This is a genomic window from Pseudomonas sp. NFACC05-1 (genome assembly GCF_900100135.1).
Classification (GTDB): domain Bacteria; phylum Pseudomonadota; class Gammaproteobacteria; order Pseudomonadales; family Pseudomonadaceae; genus Aquipseudomonas; species Aquipseudomonas fluorescens_Q.
In genome coordinates, this window is the sequence record NZ_FMTR01000033.1 from 15671 (window position 1) to 37953 (window position 22283).

Annotated in this window: 19 protein-coding genes; 4 read left to right on the forward strand and 15 right to left on the reverse strand. The window is 62.5% G+C overall.

Features of this window, described 5'->3' with window-relative positions; all coding sequences use genetic code 11:
• Positions 1–182: 182 nt before the first annotated feature.
• From BLO97_RS27920 to iolC, 12 genes are all read right to left on the reverse strand, one after another.
• Positions 183–1205 carry an ABC transporter permease gene (locus BLO97_RS27920; protein ID WP_057451073.1) on the reverse strand — a complete coding sequence of 341 codons (1023 nt, stop codon included), beginning with the start codon at positions 1203–1205 and terminating at the stop codon, positions 183–185.
• 149 nt (positions 1206–1354) lie between these two features.
• Positions 1355–2908 carry a sugar ABC transporter ATP-binding protein gene (locus BLO97_RS27925; protein ID WP_092349253.1) on the reverse strand — a complete coding sequence of 518 codons (1554 nt, stop codon included), beginning with the start codon at positions 2906–2908 and terminating at the stop codon, positions 1355–1357.
• 77 nt (positions 2909–2985) lie between these two features.
• Positions 2986–3912, reverse strand: a complete 927-nt coding sequence (locus BLO97_RS27930) for a sugar ABC transporter substrate-binding protein (RefSeq protein ID WP_092224799.1) — start codon at positions 3910–3912, stop codon at positions 2986–2988.
• Between the two features lie 51 nt (positions 3913–3963).
• A complete protein-coding gene (locus BLO97_RS31740; protein WP_170845916.1) occupies positions 3964–4116 on the reverse strand; it encodes a hypothetical protein in 153 nt (50 codons plus the stop codon).
• Between the two features lie 142 nt (positions 4117–4258).
• Positions 4259–5311 carry a Gfo/Idh/MocA family protein gene (locus tag BLO97_RS27935; protein ID WP_092349256.1) on the reverse strand — a complete coding sequence of 351 codons (1053 nt, stop codon included), beginning with the start codon at positions 5309–5311 and terminating at the stop codon, positions 4259–4261.
• A 39-nt stretch (positions 5312–5350) separates the two neighbouring features.
• Positions 5351–6361 carry a bifunctional inositol 2-dehydrogenase/D-chiro-inositol 1-dehydrogenase gene (locus tag BLO97_RS27940; RefSeq protein ID WP_092146017.1) on the reverse strand — a complete coding sequence of 337 codons (1011 nt, stop codon included), beginning with the start codon at positions 6359–6361 and terminating at the stop codon, positions 5351–5353.
• A 31-nt stretch (positions 6362–6392) separates the two neighbouring features.
• Complete coding sequence (gene iolD / locus BLO97_RS27945; protein ID WP_092349259.1) at positions 6393–8324, reverse strand: 3D-(3,5/4)-trihydroxycyclohexane-1,2-dione acylhydrolase (decyclizing); 1932 nt, start codon at positions 8322–8324, stop codon at positions 6393–6395.
• A 75-nt stretch (positions 8325–8399) separates the two neighbouring features.
• Positions 8400–9221 (reverse strand): TIM barrel protein, encoded by an 822-nt coding sequence (locus BLO97_RS27950; protein ID WP_092349262.1) that lies wholly within the window; start codon positions 9219–9221, stop codon positions 8400–8402.
• A gap of 35 nt (positions 9222–9256) precedes the next feature.
• Positions 9257–10759: a CoA-acylating methylmalonate-semialdehyde dehydrogenase gene (locus tag BLO97_RS27955; RefSeq protein ID WP_092224809.1), complete on the reverse strand. Its 1503-nt coding sequence runs from the start codon at positions 10757–10759 to the stop codon at positions 9257–9259.
• A gap of 30 nt (positions 10760–10789) precedes the next feature.
• Positions 10790–11599 (reverse strand): 5-deoxy-glucuronate isomerase, encoded by an 810-nt coding sequence (gene iolB / locus BLO97_RS27960; protein ID WP_092146021.1) that lies wholly within the window; start codon positions 11597–11599, stop codon positions 10790–10792.
• Positions 11596–12489 carry a myo-inosose-2 dehydratase gene (iolE, locus tag BLO97_RS27965; RefSeq protein ID WP_092349265.1) on the reverse strand — a complete coding sequence of 298 codons (894 nt, stop codon included), beginning with the start codon at positions 12487–12489 and terminating at the stop codon, positions 11596–11598. The genes iolB and iolE overlap by 4 nt, the downstream gene beginning before the upstream one ends.
• 211 nt (positions 12490–12700) lie before the next feature.
• On the reverse strand, positions 12701–14638 hold the full coding sequence (gene iolC / locus BLO97_RS27970) for a bifunctional 5-dehydro-2-deoxygluconokinase/5-dehydro-2-deoxyphosphogluconate aldolase (protein WP_092349267.1): 1938 nt from the start codon (positions 14636–14638) through the stop codon (positions 12701–12703).
• Between the two features lie 313 nt (positions 14639–14951).
• Here iolC and BLO97_RS27975 point away from each other — a divergent pair, with 313 nt between their 5' ends.
• On the forward strand, positions 14952–15875 hold the full coding sequence (locus BLO97_RS27975) for a MurR/RpiR family transcriptional regulator (RefSeq protein ID WP_092349270.1): 924 nt from the start codon (positions 14952–14954) through the stop codon (positions 15873–15875).
• Between the two features lie 30 nt (positions 15876–15905).
• The gene (locus tag BLO97_RS27980) at positions 15906–16511 is read left to right on the forward strand and encodes a glutathione S-transferase (RefSeq protein WP_092146027.1); all 606 of its coding nucleotides are present in this window, start codon (positions 15906–15908) and stop codon (positions 16509–16511) included.
• A 281-nt stretch (positions 16512–16792) separates the two neighbouring features.
• Here BLO97_RS27980 and hcnC read toward each other — a convergent pair whose 3' ends face one another.
• Genes hcnC through hcnA form a run of 3 tightly spaced genes read right to left on the reverse strand, consistent with a single transcriptional unit; the run spans position 16793 to position 19780 of the window.
• A complete protein-coding gene (gene hcnC / locus BLO97_RS27985; RefSeq protein WP_092146029.1) occupies positions 16793–18055 on the reverse strand; it encodes a cyanide-forming glycine dehydrogenase subunit HcnC in 1263 nt (420 codons plus the stop codon).
• Positions 18048–19457: a cyanide-forming glycine dehydrogenase subunit HcnB gene (gene hcnB / locus BLO97_RS27990; protein WP_092349273.1), complete on the reverse strand. Its 1410-nt coding sequence runs from the start codon at positions 19455–19457 to the stop codon at positions 18048–18050. The genes hcnC and hcnB overlap by 8 nt, the downstream gene beginning before the upstream one ends.
• Positions 19454–19780, reverse strand: coding sequence for a cyanide-forming glycine dehydrogenase subunit HcnA (gene hcnA / locus BLO97_RS27995; protein ID WP_092146033.1), 327 nt, complete (start codon positions 19778–19780; stop codon positions 19454–19456). Before hcnA ends, hcnB begins: the two co-directional genes overlap by 4 nt.
• A 266-nt stretch (positions 19781–20046) precedes the next feature.
• On the opposite strand from hcnA, the gene BLO97_RS28000 reads away from it, so the two are divergent.
• A complete protein-coding gene (locus tag BLO97_RS28000) occupies positions 20047–20730 on the forward strand; it encodes a response regulator transcription factor (RefSeq protein WP_047230191.1) in 684 nt (227 codons plus the stop codon).
• Positions 20708–22093, forward strand: coding sequence for a sensor histidine kinase (locus BLO97_RS28005; RefSeq protein WP_092349276.1), 1386 nt, complete (start codon positions 20708–20710; stop codon positions 22091–22093). Before BLO97_RS28000 ends, BLO97_RS28005 begins: the two co-directional genes overlap by 23 nt.
• The last annotated feature ends 190 nt before the right edge of the window (positions 22094–22283 follow it).

Sequence of the window (22283 nt, forward strand, 5' to 3'; positions counted from 1 at the left end):
GGCCTCAGCAACTGAAAACATAGGGAAAATGTCCGACAACCCCTTCAAATGTTCTCTGACAGGCTTTTGGCAGTCATCGGAGTGCGTTTATAACAAGAAATTCGGTGCAATAGCTGTATTAAGAAGACAAATGGCAACGCCACGCGGGTCAGGCGTGGCGCTTTGTCGCAACGTCCCGGGTATCAGCGCTTGAGTTTACGCTTGTTGCGGTACTGGTCGATGACCACCGCCACCACGATGATCAGGCCCTTGATGATGTCCTGGATGTAGGCATCGACACCGACGAAGGTGAAACCGCTGGCCATCACTCCAAGGATCAACGCCCCGATCACGGTGCCGGTGATGCGCCCCACCCCGCCCGCCAGGCTGGTGCCGCCGATCACGGCCGCGGCGATCGCGTCCAATTCATAGGACATGCCCATGCCCGCCTGCCCGGTCGCCGCCCGCGCCGAGGCCACCACGCCGGCCAACCCGGCCAACAAGCCGGCAATGCTGTAGACGATCACCAGGTGACGCTTGACGTTGATGCCCGAGGTGCGCGCCGCCTGCATGTTGCCGCCGATGGCGTAGGTGTATTTGCCGTACTTGGTGTAGCGCAGGGCGATGTGGAAGATCACCGCCACCACCAGGAAGATGATTACCGGCATGGCACCATGCCCGATGGCGGTATAGGAATCGGACAACATGCTCACCGGCTGGCCTTCGGTGTAGTAGCGCGCCAGGCCACGGGCCGAGACCATCATGCCGAGGGTGGCAATGAACGGCGGAATACCGGTAATGGCGATGATGCTGCCGTTGATCGCCCCGGCCAGCAGCCCCACGCCGAGCCCCGCCACCACCGGTATCCACACCGGCAAGTCGGTCAAGGAGGGAAACACCGCCCGGGCGAAGTCCGAGGTCTGGGCCAGGCTGGCGGCGATCATCGCCGACAGCGCCAGCACCGAGCCGGACGACAGGTCGATACCGGTGGTGATGATCACCTGGGTCACGCCGATAGCCAACAGGCCGATGATCGACACTTGCAGGATCATCAGCACCAGACGCTGGGAGTTCATCAGGAAGCTCTGGTCGCGCATGATCCAGCCGAACATTTCGAACACCAGGCCGATGCCGATCAGCACCAGGAAGATACTCAGTTCCGTCGGCAGCCGCCGGCGCGCCCTGGCCGGTGCGGCCGCGGGTTTGTTTTCCAGTATCGCGTTCATAGCCATTCACCTTTTTTGTTCTTTGGCGAGGGGGGGTTGTTCCCTGCCGGGAGGTGTGGCGCCCCTGGGACAGGGCCGCTTCGCGGCCCAGCGGGGATAAATCCCCTCGCCACATGTTGCTCGACGTTATTAAGTTGAACGGGCTGGCATCAGGACAGGCCTGAAGCCAATTGCATGACTCGTTCCTGGGTCGCTTCGCTGCGGTCCAGGGTGCCCATCAGGTCGCCTTCGTGCATCACCATGACCCGGTCGCTCATGCCCAGTACTTCCGGCAGCTCCGAGGAAATCATGATCACCGCCATGCCTTCGCTGGCGAGGTAGGAAATCAGTCGGTAGATCTCGGCCTTGGCACCGACATCGATACCACGGGTCGGCTCGTCGAGGATCAGGATGCGCGGGTTGGTCATCAGCCAGCGGGCCAGCAGCGCTTTCTGCTGGTTGCCGCCAGACAAGGTGTCGATGCACTGCTCCAGCGATGGGGTCTTGACCCGCAGCTTCTTGCACATGTCCTCACACAAGGCACGCAGGGCTTTTTGCTGGATGAAGCCGTTGCCCACGTAATGGGGCAGCACGGCCATCTCCATGTTTTCCAGCACCGACAGGCACGGGAACAGGCCACTGAGCTTGCGGTCCTCGGTCAACAGCGCGAAGCCTTTCTCGATGGCCATGTGCGGGTCGCTGATGCGCACCGGTTGGCCGTCCAGCAGGATTTCGCCGCCGGTACTCGGGGTCACGCCGAAAATCGCCTCGGCCACGTTGGTCCGGCCCGAACCCATCAACCCGGCGATGCCCAGGATCTCCCCGGCATGCAGGTCAAAGGAAACGCCTTTGAAAATGCCCTCCAGGCTCAGGTCGCGCACCGACAGCACCAAATCGCCGATGGGTTGCTCTCGCACCGGAAACAACTGGCTCAGTTCGCGCCCGACCATCATCGAAATCAGGCTGTCGCCGTCCATGCTGTCGGCCCGTTGCAGGCCGATGTAGGCGCCGTCGCGGAACACCGCCACTTCATCGGCGATGGCAAACACCTCGTTCATTTTGTGGGTGATGTAGATAATGCCCTTACCCTGGGACTTGAGGTCGGCAATGATCGAAAACAGGTGGGCGACTTCGGTCTCGGTAATGGCCGAGGTCGGCTCGTCCATGATCAGGATGTCGGAGTCATAGGAGACGGCCTTGGCAATCTCCACCATCTGCCGCTCGGCGATGCTCAGGTTGCCCACCTGCTCTTCAGGGTCGAGCTTGATGCGCAGGCGCTCCAGCAGGCGGGCGGTGCAGCGATGCATCTCGCCATGGTCGACCATGTGCAGGCCGTTGAGCTGCTCGCGGCCGATCCAGATGTTTTCGGCGATGCTCATGTGGGGCATCAGGTTCAGTTCCTGATGGATCATCGCGATGCCGGCCTGCAACGCCGCGAGCGGCGTGTCGAACGTCACCGGTTTACCGCGCAGGCGCAGTTCGCCGGCGTCCGGCTGGTAGATACCGGCGATGATTTTCATCAAGGTGGATTTGCCCGCGCCATTCTCGCCCATCAGGGCCAGAACGGAACCGGGGCGTACCCGCAGCTGTACATCGGACAGGGCCACCACGCCGGGAAAGCCTTTGCTGACATTGACGACTTCCAGCAGATACGGTTCATCAGGTATTACGTCCGGCCGGAAAGTCATCGCCGGGGCGCTCGAAGCAGTCGCTGAAGCGAACATGATCAGGTACTCCCTCGGCAAGGTCAGCGTGGCAACCTTGCCTGTTTATTGTTGTGGTGGGACCGGTGCGCCAAGCGTCACTTGAACTGACCGACGTTTTCCGGCGTGATCAGGCGGTACGGCACCCAGACGGATTGTTCGACCGGCTGTTTCTTGACCATTTTCACCGCCGTGTCTATCGAGCCATCGGCCTGGCCCTTGGCGTCCTGGAACACCGAGACGGCCATGTCGCCCTTCTTGATCGCGTTCAAGCCGTCCGGTGTGCCATCGACCCCGGCAATCAATACGCTGCCTTTCTTGGTGCCCGCTTGCTTGAGGGCCATCGCGGCGCCTATGGCCATCTCGTCGTTGTTGGCCACCACCGCCTGGAACTCGCGCCCCTGGGTCAGCCAGTCGTTGACCAGGGTCATGCCCTTGTCCCGCGACCAAGTGCCGGTCTGCTCCTGCTCGATCTTGATGTTGGGGTACTTGGCCAGCACGTCCTTGACACCCTTGGTGCGGTTGGCGGTGGAGTTGTTGGCGAGGTCACCCAGCAGGATCACGATGTTGCCCTTGCCACCCATCTTCTCGGCCAGATATTGCATTTGCATGTGGCCGGCTTCCAGGTCGTCGGAGGCAACGGTGACCACGCCCGCCGGCAGTTTCAGGTCGTCGGGACGGCGATTTACGTAGACCAGCGGAATACCGGCGGCCACGGCGGACTTGGTGATGCGTTGGGTCGCGGCGGTGTCCACGGGGTTGACGATGATCGCGTCGACCTTCTGGCTGATGAAGCTTTCCACCTGGCTCAGTTGCTTGACCACGTCGCTGCGGGCGTCTTCGAACTGCAGGGTGACGCCGTCCGGCAGGGACTTGGCTTTCTTGTCCATGGATTCACGCAGGTAAGTCAACCAGGTGTCATCGAACTGGGACATGCTGACACCGATCTTCAAGTCCGCCAGGGCAGCGCCGCTGGTGAGCATCAACGACAGGGCCAGCGAGGCGATACGGGTCTTGGTCTTCATGAACGGTCTTTCTCCACTTTGTTGTTGGTTTTATGGATAAGGCGTAGCGGATCAGGAACGGGGCAAACGCACGATGGGCGCGCCGGGCATGCAACACACAACGGCGCCCTTGCGCTGGATGCACAGGGATTCGAACAGGGGAAGGATTGCGGACAGGCGCAGCAGAGGTGACAGGTGAAACGCAGAACGGCTGAAGGTTTTCATCGACGGTACCTAGCTGTGTTTCTTGTTTTTGTTTCGTCCTTCATCCGTTCAAGGCTGGCTTGGCGGGAGGCGGACAGGATTGTCGGTAACCTGGAATCGACTTTATTGGAAAATATTTTCCATATCAACTGATTTTAGAATTTTATTCGTTTTTTATTCCATGACCGACAGGCGTGGACAACCGCACCACTTCGCCCTGCTCGGCACTCTGCCTGGCAGCATCAAGGATGCGCGTGGTCGCCAGTGCATCACGGGCCTCCACCGGCAGCGGGCCAGCGCCCTGCAATGCGGTTTGCAGGTGTTGGTAGAACGCCAGCCAGCAGCCACGCTCCGAGGTCACCCGCTCGCGCTCGGTGCCGTGTTCGAACCAGCCCCAGCGCCGATGCTCTTCAGCGCCCCAGCGTTCGCCCTCGGACGCCGGGCTCAAGCCCGCCAATGCCTGGGCTTCTTGCCCATCCAGGCCTTCGACGGTATAGCAGCCCTGGGTGCCATTGACTCGAAAACGCGGGCGCGCTGCGTTTTGCACGCAATTGCCGCTCAAGTGGGAAATCACGCCGCTGGCGTGGGTCAAGGACATGAAGAAGCCGTTGTCGAACACTTGGTCCGGCTGCCGGTAGTCCAGCTCGGCGTAGACCCGCACCACCGGCCCGAACAACTGCAGCGCCTGGTCCACCAGATGGCTGCCCAGGTCCCGCAGGAATCCGCCGCCGCTGCCCTTCCCCACCGACGTCGGTGAATAGCGCTCGACACTGGATTCAAAACGAATGACCTGGCCCAGGGCGCCGGACGCCAGCAGTTTGCGCAGGGTCAGGAAATCCGAATCCCAGCGACGGTTCTGGTACACGCAAAGCGGCACATTGCGCCGCTCGGCCGCCAGCACCATGGCCTCGGCTTGCGCAGCGTCTTGGGCGAAAGGCTTATCGCTGACCACTGCCACGCCGAGTTCGATGGCTTGCATCACCACGGCTGGGCGACCGTCCAACGGCGTGGACACCACCACCGCATCGACGCCGGCCGCTACCAGTTGTTCGAGCGTGTCGAAGGCCTGGACGTGCGGGTAATCACTCGCCAGTTGCTCGCGCCGCTCGACGGACCGGGTCACCACGCCAACAAACGTAGCCCCCGGCAGGCTGCTGATCAGCGGCGCATGAAAAAATCGTCCGCCCTTGCCATAGCCCACTAGTCCGATTCGCATGAAAGCTCCTTAGGTCACGGTTGGAATGCACCCTGTGGGTTAGCCGTAGAAACGCGGGCGCTCGGGCAGGTCAACCTTGATGATCTGCCCACTCTGCTGCGCCTGGATACAGGCATCCGCCGCCACCGCTGCGGCGAAGCCGTCCCAGGCCGACGGCCCGCCCACCTGCCCGGCGCGCACGCCGTCGATGAAGGCCTGCAATTCGACGTCGTAGGCCGCGATGAAACGGTCCTTCCAATCCATCAGGATCGCATTCGACAGCTTGGCGCCACTGCGCAGTTGCACCTGGGACGGTTCCGGCAGCTTGGCGATGCCGGTCTCCCCCACCACTTCGCACTGGATGTCGTAGCCGTACTGGCAGTTGACGAACACTTCGACGTCGATGCGCGTGCCCCGGGCGGTTTCCAGCAGGACGATCTGCGGGTCGCGCAAATGGGCCAGGGCCTTGCTGGACTTGCGCGGAAACACCACCTGCACCGACACGTAGTCATCGGCCAGCAGCCAGCGCAACACATCCAGCTCATGGATCAGGGTGTCGGTGATCGCCATGTCGGTCTTGTAGTTTTCGCCCACGCTCGGGTTGCGGTGGGCGCAATGCAGCATCAGCGGTTCGCCGATCTGGCCACTGTCGATCACCGCCTTGAGCGCGCGATAACCTTCATCGTAAGGGCGCATGAAGCCTACCTGCACCAGGCGCTTGCCGTGGGCGATTTCAGCCTCGACGATCTTGCGGCAGCCTTCGGCCGTGACGGCCAGCGGCTTTTCACAGAACACCGGTTTGCCCGCCGCAATCGCCGCCAGCACGAACTCTTCGTGGCTCGGGCCCCAGGAAGTGACGAGGATCGCCTCCACGTCCGGCGCCTTGATCAACGCGTGACCGTCGGGGTAGACCTCGGCGGTCAGCTTGAGATCGGCAACGACCTTGGCCGCTTGTTGCAGGTTGATGTCGGTCACCGCCACCACCTGGCTGTTGAGCAGGGTCTGGCTGCAACGACGGATATGGTCCTGGCCGATGGCCCCGGTGCCGATGACGCCCAGCTTCAAAGACATGTAGAGAACTCCTTTCGTATTGTTGGGGCAATCAGTATTGACGGGCCTTGGCCAGCCGTTCGTTGAGGGTCTTGGCGACCGCATCGGTGCGGGCGCTGGTGGACACCTGCGCCACGCCGACCCGCCACCACGACAGGTATTTGTGGATCATGGTCTTGGGCAGGACCTTGATGTCGATCAGCGTCGAGACGCTCTGGCGCCGCGCATCGGCCAGGGCCGCCTGCAGTTCGTCGAGAGTCTTGACCTTGTAGGTCTTGCAACCGTAGGCCGCGGCGCTCATGGCGAAGTCCACCGGCACAAAACCGCCGTCGAGCTTGCCGGTGTCCGGGTTGCGGAAGCGGAACTCGGTGCCGAAGCTGTCCATGCCGTGTTCCATTTGCAGGTTGTTGATGCAACCGAAGGTCATGTTATCCAGCAGCACCACATTGATCTTGCGGCGTTCCTGGATCGAGGTCGCCAGCTCCGAGTGCAGCATCATGTAGGAACCATCGCCCACCAGGGCGTAGACCTCTTTGTCGGGCTCGGCCAGTTTCACCCCCAGCGCTGCATTCACCTCGTAGCCCATGCACGAATAACCGTACTCGACGTGATAGGTATTCACGCCCTTGCTGCGCCAGCTGCGCTGCAAGTCGCCGGGCAGGCTGCCAGCGGCGGCGACGATGATGGCGTCATCCGCCAGGGTCTGGTTGAGGGTGCCGAGCACGCGGCTCTGGGTCAGGCAGGAACCGGTGAGTTCGATGAATTCGCGAAACACCGCCGGGTCCATGTGGTCGTTGATCTCCGGGACGAAATCCTCGGTCTGGAAGTCCGCCTGATAAATCCGGTCCACTTCGGCGTCCAGCTGGGCCTTGGCATCGGCGATCTGTCCTCCCCATTCGGCACGATAGTCGCCCATCGCGGCGGACAGTGCCTCCAGCCCCGAACGGGCGTCGGCCAGCAGCTGCACGCCGTCGAGCTTCAAGGCATCGCACGGGCTGATGTTGAGATTGAGGAACTGCACATCCGGGTGCTGGAACAGCCATTTCGATGCCGTGGTGAAATCGCTGTAGCGGGTGCCTATACCGATGATCAGGTCGGCTTTCTTGGCCAGCAGGTTCGCCGCCAGGCAACCGGTTTCACCGACGCCGCCGACGTTCAGCGGATGACTGGACACCACCGCGCTCTTGCCCGCCTGGGTCTCGGCGAACGGAATGTCGAAGCGCTCGGCAAAGGCCTGCAACGCCGCATTGGCCCCGGAATACCGCACGCCGCCGCCACAGATGACCAACGGTCGGCGCTTGCCTTTGAGCAGCGCCAGGGCGTCGCCGAGCATCGCTTCAGTGGCCGGGCGACGGTCAATGCGATGGACACGTTTTTGCAGGAAGTAATCCGGGTAATCGTAGGCTTCGGCCTGTACGTCCTGGGGCAAGGCCAGGGTCACCGCGCCGGTTTCGGCCGGGTCGGTCAACACGCGCATGGCATGGATCGCGGCGGTCATCAGTTGCTCGGGGCGGTTGATGCGATCCCAGTATTTGCTCACGGCCTTGAAGGCATCGTTGGTGCTGATGCTCAGGTCATGGAACTGCTCGATCTGCTGCAGCACCGGGTCCGGCTGGCGACTGGCGTAGACATCGCCGGGCAATAGCAGCAACGGAATGCGATTGGCTGTTGCGGTGGCTGCGGCGGTCAGCATGTTCGCCGCGCCGGGGCCCACCGACGAGCTGCAAGCGTAGATCTTGCGGCGCAGGTGCTGCTTGGCAAAACCGATGGCCGCGTGGGCCATGCCCTGTTCATTGCGGCCCTGGTGGACCACCAGGTCGCCGCTGTCCTGTTCCAGCGCCTGACCCAGGCCCAGCACGTTGCCGTGGCCGAAAATGGTAAAGACCCCGGCGACGAACTTGCTCTGGACGCCATCGACTTCGATGTACTGGTTATCGAGGAATTTCACCAGGGCCTGGGCCATGGTCAGTCGTGTTGTGGTCATGCTTGCACCTTGTCTGGAATGCAAATTGCGGCTGACTCGCACCCACAAGGGGGCATCATCATTTTGATGACTGTGTCAGGCCTGCGGATTCTGTAAATGGTCCATGCTCGCCCCCAACGCCTGGCGGATGTCGGCCAGTTCATGGACGCTCTCGGCGAACGGCTCGAAGGACAGGTAGCCCTCGTAGCCACCGGCCCGTAGCGCCTCGATCTGCACGGCATTGCCCAGGATGTCGGCCTCGCCCACCAGCACCCGATGGCCGTCACGGATCGTCGCCAGCGGCGCCTGGGCATCCTCGACGCCGGAGATGTGCACCAGAGCGGTCAGCTCGGGGAAGAATTCCTGTTCACCGGCCAAATGATGGTGAAAGGTGTCATGCACCAGGCGGAATACATCCAGCCCGCCAATGCTCTTGATCGCTTCCACCGCCGTGCGCTTGCGGCGCAGCGCGCACTCTTCGAAACCCAGGGGCTCGATGAACCCGTAGATGCCAAAGGCGCGCAGAATCGGCGCCAGTTCGCTGAGGGCCGTACGCAGCCCAGCCGCGCGCTCAGCCTCGCTGCGTGGGTCGGCGCGGTCATTGAGCGGGCACATCACCAGGCCCTCGGCGCCGCATTCGCGGGCGTAGTCGGCCAACCGCACGGCCTGGGCGCGGCGCTCCTCGTTCCACACGTCAAAGGGGTACAGGGCGTTGATCGACAGTACCTTGATGCCGCGCGCCTCGCACAACTCGCGCACGCGGGCCGGCGGCATGCCGTCTTCGATCTCGACGCCCTTCAGATCGTTGCGGATCTCGATGGCATCGGTTTTCAACGCCAGGGCCAAATCAATGAAAGCGGGCAGTGACAGGTGTGGCGCAACCATTCGGTTCAAGGCAAAACGCAGGGGCTTGTTCATTGTTATTCTCCCTCCGGCAGTCATTCAAAAGTGAGTTATTGAGCAGTCGGCATGCTGAACTCAGGCCCCTTGGCAATGCTGTCGGGCCAGCGTTGCATCACGCTTTTGTAGCGGCTGTAGAAACGCAGGCCTTCTTCACCGTAGGCATGGTGATCGCCGAACAACGAACGCTTCCAGCCACCAAAGGAATGCCAGGCCATGGGCACCGGAATCGGCACGTTGATGCCCACCATGCCGACCTTGATGCTGCGGGCGAACGCCCGGGCGATGCCGCCGTCACGGGTGAAACAGGACACGCCGTTGCCGAACTCATGGGCGTTGATCAGCGCCACCGCCGTGGCGAAATCCGGTACGCGAACGATCCCCAGCACCGGGCCGAAAATTTCTTGCTGGTAGATGCTCATCTCGGCGGTGACCTGGTCGAACAGCGTCGCGCCGACAAAGAATCCCTGCTCGGCCCCGGGCACCTTGAAACCACGGCCATCGACGATCAGCCGAGCGCCCTCGGCCACGCCGGCGTCGATGAAGCCTTCGACCTTGGCCTTGTGCTCGGCGGTGACCAGCGGCCCCATGTCGGTGCCAGGCTGCTGACCGTTACCGATCTTCAGTTGGTCGATGCGGGGCAACAGCTTGGCAATCAATTCATCGCCCACGTCACCCACTGCCACGGCAATGGAAATCGCCATGCAGCGCTCACCGGCCGAGCCATAAGCGGCACCGATCAACGCATCCGCCGCCTGATCAAGGTCGGCGTCGGGCATGACGATCATGTGGTTCTTGGCCCCGCCCAGGGCCTGCACACGTTTGCCGTGCGCCGTGCCCTGCTGATGGATGTATTCGGCAATCGGCGTGGAGCCGACAAAGGAAATCGCCTCGATGTCCGGGTGCTGCAACAGCGCATCCACCGCCACCTTGTCGCCCTGGACCACGTTGAACACACCGTCCGGCAAGCCGGCTTCGGTCAGTAACCGGGCCATCAGCAGGCTGGCGGACGGATCGCGCTCCGAAGGCTTGAGGATGAAGCAGTTGCCGGCGACCAGCGCCAGGGGAATCATCCACAACGGCACCATCACTGGGAAGTTGAACGGCGTGACCCCGGCGCAAACGCCCAAGGGCTGACGCAGGTTCCAGTTGTCGATGCCGCCGCCGATGTTGTCGCTGAAATCGGTCTTGAGCAGGTTCGGCGCACCGCAGGCGTACTCGACGATCTCGATGCCACGGGTGACTTCGCCGTGGGCGTCAGACAGCACCTTGCCGTGTTCGCGACTGATGATTTGCGCCAGCTCGTCGTGGTGCCGGTCCAGCAGTTCCTTGAACTTGAACATCACCCGCGAACGACGCAATGACGACTGCTCGGACCAGGCCGGAAACGCCGCCAGCGCCGAGGCCACTGCCGCGTCGACGGTGCCCGGCTCGGCCAGGGCCACCCGGGCCTGCACTGCACCGGTGGCCGGGTTGAAGACATTGCTGAACCGCGTGCTGTCGTGGTCCTGCACCTGGCCGTTGAGGTAATGGCCTACTACCGGGGCGTCACTCATTGTTCTTGTTCTCCGTACGAATGTTGGAAATCAGAGGTCCAGCAGCCAGCTGTGCTGCGGATCGTTATGGAACTGCCAGACCCGCTTCGGGCCGGCCATGACGTTCAGGTAATACGACTCGTACCCGTAGGGCACGCTGACCGGGTGGTAACCCTTGGGCACCACCACCAGGTCGCTGTTCTCCACGGCCATGGCCTGGTCAATGCTGCGGTCATCGGTGTAGACCCGCTGGAACACGAAGCCCTGGGACGGGTTGACCTGGTGGTAATAGGTTTCCTCCAGGAAGCTCTGGTGCGGCAGGTCGTCGGTGTCGTGCTTGTGCGGTGGGTAGCTCGAGGAGTGCCCCGACGGTGTGCGCACTTCCACCACCAACAGCGAATGGGCCGGTTCGCTGTCCGGCAGGATGTCGCAGACATAACGGGTATTGGCGCCCTTGCCGCGCACACTGCGCTTCATGCTGTCCGGACGGATCAACCGTGGGCCATAACTGTTCTGCGTAGACCCCGGTGCGGCACACACGGCAATCTGTACATCGCTCAGCGCGGTGACCTGGGCCTGGCTGCCGGGCGGCAGGTAGGCGGCATAAGGTGATTTGTCCTCGAACACCGACTGGCGATCACCGACGTTGTCCCAATCGAAGGCCCCTTGCCCCGGCGCTTCGCCCTTGAGGCTGATGCGCCCGCTGAGCAGCACCAGGCACAATTCCTTGTCATCGGCGGCCACCGGCAGGGTTTCGCCCAGGCTCAGGCGGTAGGCGGCGAACCCGACATATTCCAGCTCACCTGCCGGCAACTGAACCATGGTTCGACCGCTGGAATGGCTCTTGATCAACAGGCTCATGACGGACTCCTTTCTTGCAGCAAGGCACGCAGCGTGTCGTAGCCCTTCTTGGCGTAGGCATAACTCGGTGCTACGGCAGGGTCCTGCTCGGCTTCCACCACCAGCCAGCCTTGGTAATCGGCGGCCAGCAGCACGTCGAGCAACGCGGCGAAGTCGATGTCGCCGTCCCCCGGCACGGTGAAGGTGCCGTTGATGATGCAGTCGGGGAAGCTCCACAGGTTATTGCGCGCCAGTTGCACCACCGGTTTGCGCACGTCCTTGAAGTGCACATGGCAGATGCGCTCGATGTGCTTGCGCAAGACCTGCAGCGGTTCGCCACCGCCCATGTAGCAGTGGCCCGAGTCGAACAGCAAGCCGACTTCGCTGCCGGTCAGGGCCATCAATTTATCGATGTCCGCGGGTGACTCGACGTAAGCGCCCATGTGGTGGTGATAGGCCAGGCGTACGCCTTGGGACAAGGTGAAGCGCGCAAGTTCAGTGAGTTTGTCGGCGTAGGCTTGCCAGGCTTCATCCGTATGGAAACGCGGGCGCTCGATCAGCGCAATCCGCTGGCCCTGGATGGAGTCGGCGACTTCCCCGTACACCAGCACCGTCGCGCCGTTCTGTGCCAGCAGCTCGACGTGGCTGGCGATGGCGTCGATCTCCTCGGCCGCCGAACGCCGGGCCAGGCGGCTGGAATACCAACCGGAGACCAGCGCCAGGTCATAAGGACGCAGCACATCGCCGACGCCCTTGGCGTCCTTGGGGAATTTGCCGTTGAGTTCAAAACCTTCGTAGCCGATTGCCTTGCCCTCGCTCAGCGCCGTGCTCAACGGCGTCTCGCCGCCCAACGACGGCAAGTCATCGTTGCTCCAGGAAATCGGGTTGATGCCAATTCGAATAGCGGGCATGGGCTGCACCTTTTATTGTTCTCAAACTGAATATCGAAAACCATTTGTGAATACATCACTGTGGCGAGGGGATTTATCCCCGCTGGGCTGCGAAGCAGCCCCTTAACGGCTGAATGTAAATTGCCTGATACACCGGGTTACTGGAGTTTGGGGCTGCTACGCAGCCCAGCGGGGATAAATCCCCTCGCCACAAGAGCCGGCGCAATTGCCATCAAGCACGGGCACTGCGCCACGCCTCGATCAATTCCACAAACCGGCCCTGCACCTGCCGGATCAGCGTTTCATCATCGATTTCCCCGGCCAGCCAAGCCCGGCTCGGTTCCTGGAAAATCGTCCGACCCACGGCAAACCCACGGCAGGTGCTGCTCTGGCTGGCCTGGCGAAAGCCTTCAGCCAGGGCGGCGGCCGGGGCGTTGAGGCCCAGCAGGACCACGCCGCGGCAATACGGGTCGCGTTGCTGGATCAGCTCATCGAGCTGTTTCCACTCCTGCGCGCTCTGGGCCTCGATCTTCCACCACGCCGGGAAAATACCCAGGTTGTAGAGGCGCTTGAGGGCGCGATAGAGCACGTCCGGGTGGGGTGACGGATGATCCTTGGGCGGAATGACTTCCAGCAGCAATTCATGGCCGCTGACCTGGGAAGCCTTGTACAGCCCCATCAATTGCGCTTCCTGCTCCAGGCGCAGCAGTGGCTCGTCATCAGGGTGAAATTGCACCAGGCACTTGATGATCTGTTCCTGCGGCCAGGCGATCAGGTTGCTGCCAATGGAGCGCCCATGCTCGAACGCCAGTGGCCGCGAATTCTGTACCTCCACCGGTCGCGCCACCCACCAGCCACGTCCGGTGGCAGCGTTCAGCGAGTCCTGGCCGAAGCGTTGGTCGGCCAGCAGGCCGACGTCGGCCTCGATGCCTTGGCGCTGCAGGTCGGCTTCAACCCGCTCCACCGCCTGGATGAACAGTTGCTTGAGGTCCCCAATGCAGTTCAGGTCGCGACCGCCCTTCTGGGCCAGCTCCACCAGTTGCCAGCGATGGTCGAAGGCAAAGATGAACAATTGTTTCCAGGTCTTGCGCGGCACGCTGACCTGATGCAGCCGTTGCAGCACCGCATCCTGGTCCGGCCGGGTAATCGGCACCGGGCTCTTGAATAAATAGTCGAGCTCGGCCCGGGTCGGCATCGCCGGGGCACAGGCATGGCGCGACACCACCAGGCCGCCGCAGGCATTGGCCAACTGACAGCAGCGCTCATCGCTGGCGTCCTCCAGCCAACCGGCGAGGAACCCCGACATGAATGCATCACCGGCGCCCAGTACATTCAAGACCTCGACCCGGACACCAGGGTAAAGGGCGCCGTCTTCAAGGCGGGCCGGAATGGCGCCATGAATCACCGTGCAACCTTGCGCGCCAAGCTTGACCACCAGGGTCGCCGCCGTCAGCGAGCGCACGGTGCGCAAGGCGCTCAGCAGGTCTTCGCAGCCGCCGGCGATCAGGAATTCTTCTTCGGTGCCGACGATCAGGTCGAAACGCGGCAGGATGCTTTGCACGTGCTGGCTGACCTTCTGGTCGGCGACAAAACGGGTTTCCCCATCGGCCTTGCCTGCCAGGCCCCAGAGCACGGGGCGGTAGTCAATGTCCAACACGCGCTTGACGCTGTGTTTCTCGGCGTAATCCAACGCCTGGATGCTGGCCTTGTAGACGCTTTCGGTCGAGAAATGCGTGCCGGTGATCAGCAACGCCTTACTGGAGGCAATGAAGGTTTCGTCGATGTCTTCGGCGCGCAACGCCATGTCGGCGCAATTTTCCCGGTAGAACACCAAAGGAAAGGTTTCCCGGTCCTTGATACCCAGCAGGACCATGGCCGTCAGGCGTTCGGGATCGACCTTGATGCCACTGACGTCGCAGCCTTCACGTGCCAGGGATTCCACCAGGAAGCGGCCCATGTGATCGTCCCCTACCCGGCTCAGCATCGCCGACCGGAGCCCCAGGCGTGCCGTGCCGAAAGCGATGTTGGCCGACGAACCGCCCAGATACTTGGCGAAGCTTGCGACATCTTCCAGGCGCGCGCCGACTTGCTGCGCGTAAAGGTCGACGCCCAGGCGTCCCAGGCAGATCACATCCAATTGACGCCCACTGGCAAAACGAGTCTGGCCCATGCTGGCTCCTGTTATTTTTATCAGCCTGCGCTTGTCGCCAAAACCGACGCCAGCGCTGTTGGTGGATGCAGACTAAAACGAGCGGCGGGCAATAATCAATAATTATTCTATAAATTTTTTACGTGGAATATTTTTTCCAATACGCTATGCCCGAACCGGACCAGACGCAGTGCATCGTTTCAGCAGTTGCCGCAACATTTGTCCGCCCATGATTTTCCCTGCGCCTACGCTGTAGACTGCGACCAGCCAACCTATTGTCGAGGGCCGGCCTTTTTTCGGGCGGCCCTATAAGAACAAGCCAGAAGGATTTTCTATGACCCGCCCCGATGATCTGCCGGCGCCGTCCGAGAGCGCGTCCGACCCCGCCCTCTCGAGCCCACCGATCAATGCCGAGCGCCTGCTGCAACTGATCACCGATGAATACGAAAGCCTGCCGCGCCAGCTCAAACGCATCGCCAGCTACATGAGCCAGCAGAGCGACCGGATCATGGTCGACCGCATCAGCGACATCGCACGGGAGTGCGAAGTGCACCCCTCGGCCATCGTCAGGTTTTCCCAGCGTTTCGGTTTCAGCGGGTTCAGCGAAATGCAGGCGTTGTTCCGCGAGGCCTACACCCACAAGACCACCCCGGTGCAGAACTACCAGCAGCGCATCCGCAGCATGATCGCCAACAAGTCGCAGAAAGCCAGCGGCGGCGACCTGGCCCGTGAGTGCGTCAACGCGACCCTGTCGGGCATCGAGCGGCTGGGGTTGGAGCTGGATGACCAGGCGTTCGAAAAGGCCGTAGACCTGGTGGTCAACGCCGACAATATCTATGTGGTGGGTGTGCGCCGCTCGTTCGCGGTGGCCGATTACCTGGTCTACAACCTGCAACACACCAATAAACGCATTCACCTGGTGTCCGGCCTGGGGGGCAGTTACCGCGAGCAGATGCGCAGCGTGCGCGCCAACGACCTGGTCATCGCCATCAGCTTCACGCCCTATGGCAAGGAAACCCAGCACTGCCTGCGCATTGCCCAGCACCATCAGGCCAAGACCCTGATCATCACCGACAGCAACCTGTCGCCCCTGGCCAAACGGGCCAACGCGGTGTTGCTGGTCAACGAAGGCAGTTCGTTCGCCTTCCGTTCGTTGAGTGCCACGTTGTGCCTGTGCCAGGCATTGTTCATCGCCGTGGCTTACCGACTGGAACTCAAGGTCGATGAAATCCATGAACAGGTCGGGTTCGAGGATTAACGCCCGCAAAGAATTACTCAAGGAGAAGTCATGAAACTGATCGGCATGCTGGATTCGCCCTATGTAAGACGCGTCGCCATTTCCGCCAAGTGCCTGGGGGTTGCCCTGGAGCACGATTCCGTTTCGGTGTTCAGGCATTTCGAACAGTTCCAGCGCATCAACCCGGTGGTCAAGGCCCCGACCCTGGTGCTGGACGATGGCTCGGTGCTAATGGACTCCACGTTGATCATCGATTACCTGGAGGCCTTGGCTGCTCCGGGGAAAAGCTTGATGCCGGCCGACCTTGGGCAGCGGCTGCGATCGCTGCGCCTGATTGGATTGGCCTTGGCGGCCTGTGAGAAGTCGGTGCAGATCTACTACGAACGCAACCTGCGGGAGATCCAGCACGCGCCTTGGGTTGAACGCGTAGAAGGCCAACTGGCGGCGGCTTATGGAATGCTGGAGCAGGAACTGGAAAAACAGCCGTTGAGCACTGATGGCAAACTCGATCAGGCCGGCATCACTGTCGCGGTGGCCTGGAGCTTCACCAACCTGGTGGTGCCGGACCAGGTGCAGGGCAAGGCTTTCCCGTTGATCAGCGCGTTCACCGCCTATGCCGAAGGGTTGGAGGCGTTTGTCAGTACGCCGATGGAATAACGGATGGGTGTGGTTTCTGTGGGATTCGGCGGTGTACTTCGATGGTGTATCCAGCCAATCCCTTGTGGCGAGGGAGCTTGCTCCCGCTGGGCTGCGCAGCAGCCCCAACCATTTGCCTGACACACCGAGTCGCCAGGTCTCAGGGCCGCTTGGCGCCCCAGCGGGAGCAAGCTCCCTCGCCACTGGGGACGGTGGCGATGGGCAGATTCGTGCATGTTCCCACAGTTATTTTCGGGTAACTGTGGGAGAGGTGTTCACCTCAGCTCCTTCATGGCTCCCCTTCAGGCCAGCTCCACGTCCTTCGGCTCGACGACACTCGGTGCCACTTCGAAGCGATCCGCCAGGAACGGCGTGAGGTCCAGCGGCAGCGGTTCGTTGTTCACCAGCTTGTCCAGCAGCACCCCGGTGATGGCCGAGGTCAGGATGCCGGTGCGGAAATGCCCGCAGGCGTTGAGGTAGCCCTCCACGCCGCGCATCGGCCCCAGGATCGGCAATTCATCAGGTGACCCCGGGCGCAGGCCGGCCCAGGTTCGTTTCAGGTTGATGTCGACCAATTGCGGGATACACCGCACCGCGCCTTGCACCAACCCTTCGATCTCCGGATAGGTCGTGGTCACGTCGAAGCCTTTGTCTTCGGTGGTGCTGCCAATGAGGATCTCACCGTTGTCTTTCTGCGCCACGTAGCAGTCGCTGGTGGTCAGGCAGCCGTTGAGGATTTTCGGCATGCGCTCGGTCAACAGGATCTGCCCCTTGACCGGTTTGACCGGAATCCGCACGCCAGTGGCCTGCTCACTCAGGTCCGCCGCCCAGGCACCGGCCGCGTTGATCAGGGTCCGGCAGTTGAATGTCCCCGCCTCGGCGGTTTTCACGCCTGTCACCCGCGTGCCGCTGCGCAGCACCTCGGTCACGCTGGTGTTGAAGAACAGGTCGACACCGTTCTGCCGGGCGCCTTCAGTGTAGGCATCGGCCAGGCGGAACGGACTGACCTGGTGATCGCAGAGAAACTCCAGCGCTCCCAAGGCTTCATGACTGACATTCGGCTCCGCCTCACGCAGGGCGGCCTGGTCGAGCCAGCGCACCTGATCGGCCAGATGAGGAATGCAGGCAACGATGTGCTCCGCGTACAAACGGTCTTCGTCGTCGTAGATCACGAACTTGAGCCCGGTCTGCTCGAACTTGAAATCCATGCCATGGTTGTCGATCAACTCGCGGTGCAACTGCGGATACATCGCGTTGGACTGCAAGGCGAAATCAAAGAACGACTGGGGCAGGATGTGCGGCGTGCTGGCGTCCACCGCCACCGCGGCGCCTTGGGTCTGGCGCTTGCGGTTGGCCGACATCATGCGAAAGAAAATCACCCCGCAGCCCAGGCCCACCGACTCACCAATGGCCCACAGGCCGCCCGCCGAAGCGCGGGTCGCGTTGCCGGGGCGCTTGGCGTCGATCAGGGCGACTTTCAGGTGTTTGCGCTTGGACAGTTGATAGGCACAGGAGGCGCCGATCACACCACCACCAGCGATGACCACGTCATAGTGCTTAATCATGGGAAACGACCTCGGTGCCAAGGTTCTGGAACGCTGAGAAGGGAATCGGATCGATGGGGAAACGCGGTCGCAGCCAGCCCACGTCGGCACGCCCGGTAGCCTCGCGCAAGCGGTCGCTGCAATAGCCGACACACATCCGCCCCTGGCAATCGCCCATGCTCACGCGGGTGCGCATCTTCAGGCTGGCCATGTCTTGCACACCCTGCTCCAGGGCCCGGTCGATGTCGGCGCGGGTGGTGTGCTCGCAGCGACAGATCACCGTATCGGCGGCCGGCAACGCGGTTTGCCCGGCGCCGCGCTGGGTGTAGCGATCCACGGCGGCGCGAAAGCGAATGATCCGCTCCAGTTGCGCCTGGTAGCGTTCGCGGCACGCCAGGGCCGTGGACGGATCCAGCACGTTGCGTTGCATCAGGATCGACAACGCCGCGATGCGTCCACTCAGCATGGCCGCTTCACCGCCGCGAATCCCGCCCATGTCGCCGGCCAAGTGAATGTGCGCTTCGCTGCTTTGTTGCCAGGCATCGGACACGGCCCGCAAATAGCCGTCGTCGCTGAAACCGTGCTCCAGGCCCATCTGCTGGCTCAATTGAGTCCGCGGGATAAACCCGTAGCCGACCGCCAGCGTCTGGGCCGGCACCTGTTCAGCGCGTTTGAGGTCGGGCTCCCAGCTTGTGGAGTAAGGCGCGACGGTAACGACGCTCAACTCTCCCTCGCCGTCAGCCTGCACCACGCCCCAGCCATAGCGCACGGGAATGCGATTGAGCTTGAGGTAGGCCAGCATGCTCAGGCCGTCGAGGAACAGTTGCGGCTTGTTCAGCAACGCCAGGCTTTCCTTGGCGATCCGGCCGAACGCACAGGCCTCATACACACCCGCCACCGCCACGCCCGATGCGTGCAGTTGGCAAGCCACCAGTGGCAACAACGGACCGGTGCCAGCGATCACCACCGGGCTCGGCGGCTTGACCACACCGCTCTTGATCTGCAATTGCAGGCCCCCGAGCATCATCACGCCCGGCAGGGTCCAGCCCGGAAACGGCACGCTGCGTTCGTGGCAACCGGCCGCCAGCACCAGATGGGAATAGGCGACCTCGCCCAGGCGCTCGTCGGCATCCAGCAGCATCAGCGCCCGGAAGCCTTCGGCACCCATGACACGGCTGCTCAATCGCACGTCGATCAGGCCGGCGTGTTGCTGGAGTTCGCCATGGAGTTTCTCCAGGGCTTCGCTGTAGCGCGGGCCGAGGTAATCCAGGCGCACGCCATCGCGCAACGGTCCGCGATACACCACGCCCCCCAGGCGCGGCGCTTCTTCGAGCAAGGTGCAGCGCACGCCGTGGGAGGCCAGTTCGATGGCTGCGGCCATCCCCGCCGGCCCACCGCCGACAATCACCGGATCGAGGTTCATGGCGCCTCCGTTTCGGTGATGCGGTTGACCCGGGTTTCGATCTGCATGCCGGGGCGTACCAGGGTCTGGCAGGCGCGGCGCTTGTGGCGGCCATCGATCTTGACCAGGCAGCATTGGCATACACCCATGCCGCAATAGGCACCGCTGATCTGGTCGTGGTCGTTGCGGGCCACCTGCCGTTGACCCAAGGACTGGATGACGGTGAGGACGGTTTCACCGTGGGCGGCGCTGACGGCCTGCCCGTCCAGGTGCACCGTCATGTCGGCCTGGGTCAGCGGCTGGATATCAAATTTTCGGCGTAGAAGGTCTTGAGGTTGAATCATATTGCTCTTCCTTGAAAGTTCTGTGGGGCGGGCTCCTTGCGGCACACCACGAGTATCAGTACCTGGCAGCGACAGCGCACTACCACAGGGCAACAGATACAACATGCTGGATCGCGCCGATTTATGTTAGGAGTTATTTGTGACCAGTTGTTGATCCACGCCAGTGAATCCGCTTTTCGGCTCATGAACTTTTTTTCAGAAAGCCGACAGGTATTCTTTGGCAGAATGCTGCGCAATAGCACCGACTTCCCTACACGGTACCGCCCATGAACCGCATCCTGACCATCGAAGACGACGCCGTGACCGCCCGTGAAATCGTCGCCGAGCTGACCCGCAACGGCCTGGACGTCGATTGGGTCGACAACGGCCGCGAAGGCCTGGAACGGGCGGTGAGCGGCGACTACGACCTGATCACCCTCGACCGCATGCTACCCGAGCTCGACGGCCTGGTGATCGTCACCACGCTGCGCACCATGGGCGTGGCCACGCCGATCCTGATGATCAGCGCCCTCTCCGACGTGGACGAGCGGGTCCGTGGCCTGCGGGCCGGCGGCGACGATTACCTGACCAAACCGTTCGCCACCGACGAAATGGCCGCCCGGGTCGAAGTGCTGCTGCGGCGCAACAATGGCGCCCGCGAGCCGGAAACCGCGCTACGGGTGGCCGATCTGGAACTGAACCTGATCAGCCGAGAAGCCAGCCGCAACGGGCAACTGCTCAGCCTGCTGCCCACCGAATACAAGCTGCTGGAATTCCTGATGCGCAACAGCGGGCAGATCCTCTCGCGCATGATGATTTTCGAGGAAGTCTGGGGCTATCACTTCGACCCTGGCACCAACCTGATCGACGTGCACATTGGCCGCCTGCGCAAGAAAATCGATCCGCCGGGCCTGGAACCGCTGATTCGCACGGTACGGGGTTCCGGCTATGTCATTGCTGAACCCCGCTAAAGGCTGGCGCTCCTCCAGCAGCCGTCTGCTGGCGCTGTACAGTTCGCTGTTCGTGATCTGGAGCGCGATCCTGATGGGGGTCATGTATTACGAAGTGTTTGGCTACCTCGACAGCCTGGCCAAGCACTCCCTGATGCAGCGCCAGCACCTGTTCGCCCGGATCCATGGCGATCAACTGGAAGATGCGCTCATGGCCAGCCTGACGCTGGACGAGCGCGGTGTCGACGCCTACGGGCTGTTCGATCCGCAACTGCGCCATTTGAGCGGGCCGATCCTGCGCGTGCCCGCCGACCTGCCCCTTGACGGCAAGATCCACATGCTCGGCGGCTGCGTCGATTCCGATGACCCCGGCGTGCCTTCCGACAGCTGCGACGCGGTGGCGACCCGGACCCAGGACGGTCGCTGGCTGGTCCTGGCCCGGGACAACGGCTCGCTGTTCGCGGTGACACGGATCATCCTGCACGCGCTGTTCTGGGGCGTATCGCTGACCGTCCTGCCGGGCATCGCTGGCTGGCACCTGCTGCGCCGCCGACCGCTACGACGGATTCGCCAGTTGCAGGCCAGCGCCGAAGCCATCGTTGCCGGCGACCTGACCCATCGCCTGCCGCTGTCGAGCCGGCGCGACGAGCTGGACATGCTGGCGGCAATCGTCAATGCCATGCTCGAGCGTATCGAGCGCTTGATGAATGAGGTCAAGGGCGTGTGCGACAACATTGCCCATGACCTGCGCACCCCCTTGACGCGTCTGCGTGCCCAACTCTATCGCATCCAGCAACAGGCGCCGGACGGCTCGCCCGAGGCCTTGCAAATGGATCAGGTGATCGCCGAGACCGACACCCTGATGGCACGGTTTCGGGGGTTGTTGCGGATTTCCGAGCTGGAAGACCAGCAGCGGCGCTCGGGTTTCGTGCGCCTCGACCCGTTGCAGTTATTGCAGGAGCTGCATGACTTTTACCTGCCGCTGGCCGAGGAAGGCGAGCTGACCTTCATCCTCGAGGTGCCTGATGCGCTGCCCCTGCTCAACGGCGACCGGGCATTATTGTTCGAGGCCGTCTCGAACCTGCTGAGCAACTCCATCAAGTTCACTCCGCCGGGCGGCACAGTGATCCTGCGTGGGGTCGATCAGGGCGACAGCACCCGCATCGAAGTGCTCGATTCGGGCCCGGGCATCCCCGAGGCGGAGCGCAAGGCCGTGTTTCGCCGTTTCTACCGTGCCGAGGGCAGCAGCCAGCACGGCGGATTCGGCCTGGGCCTGTCGATCGTCGCGGCGATCGTCAATCTGCATGGGTTCACGCTGGAGGTGGGTAGCAGCGAACACGGCGGCGCGCGGTTGGTGCTCGATTGCCGGGGGACACTATTGTAGGGAAACCGCACCTGTGTTGCTGCAGGGAACACTGCACCTGTGGCTCTTGAGCTTTTATGGCGAGGGAGCTTGCTCCCGCTGGGTTGCGCAGCAGCCCCCCTCTCAAGCTCACTCAATCAACCTGATCCACCGCGTCGCCGGGTTCTAGGGCCGCTTCGCGGCCCAGCGGGAGCAAGCTCCCTCGCCACGG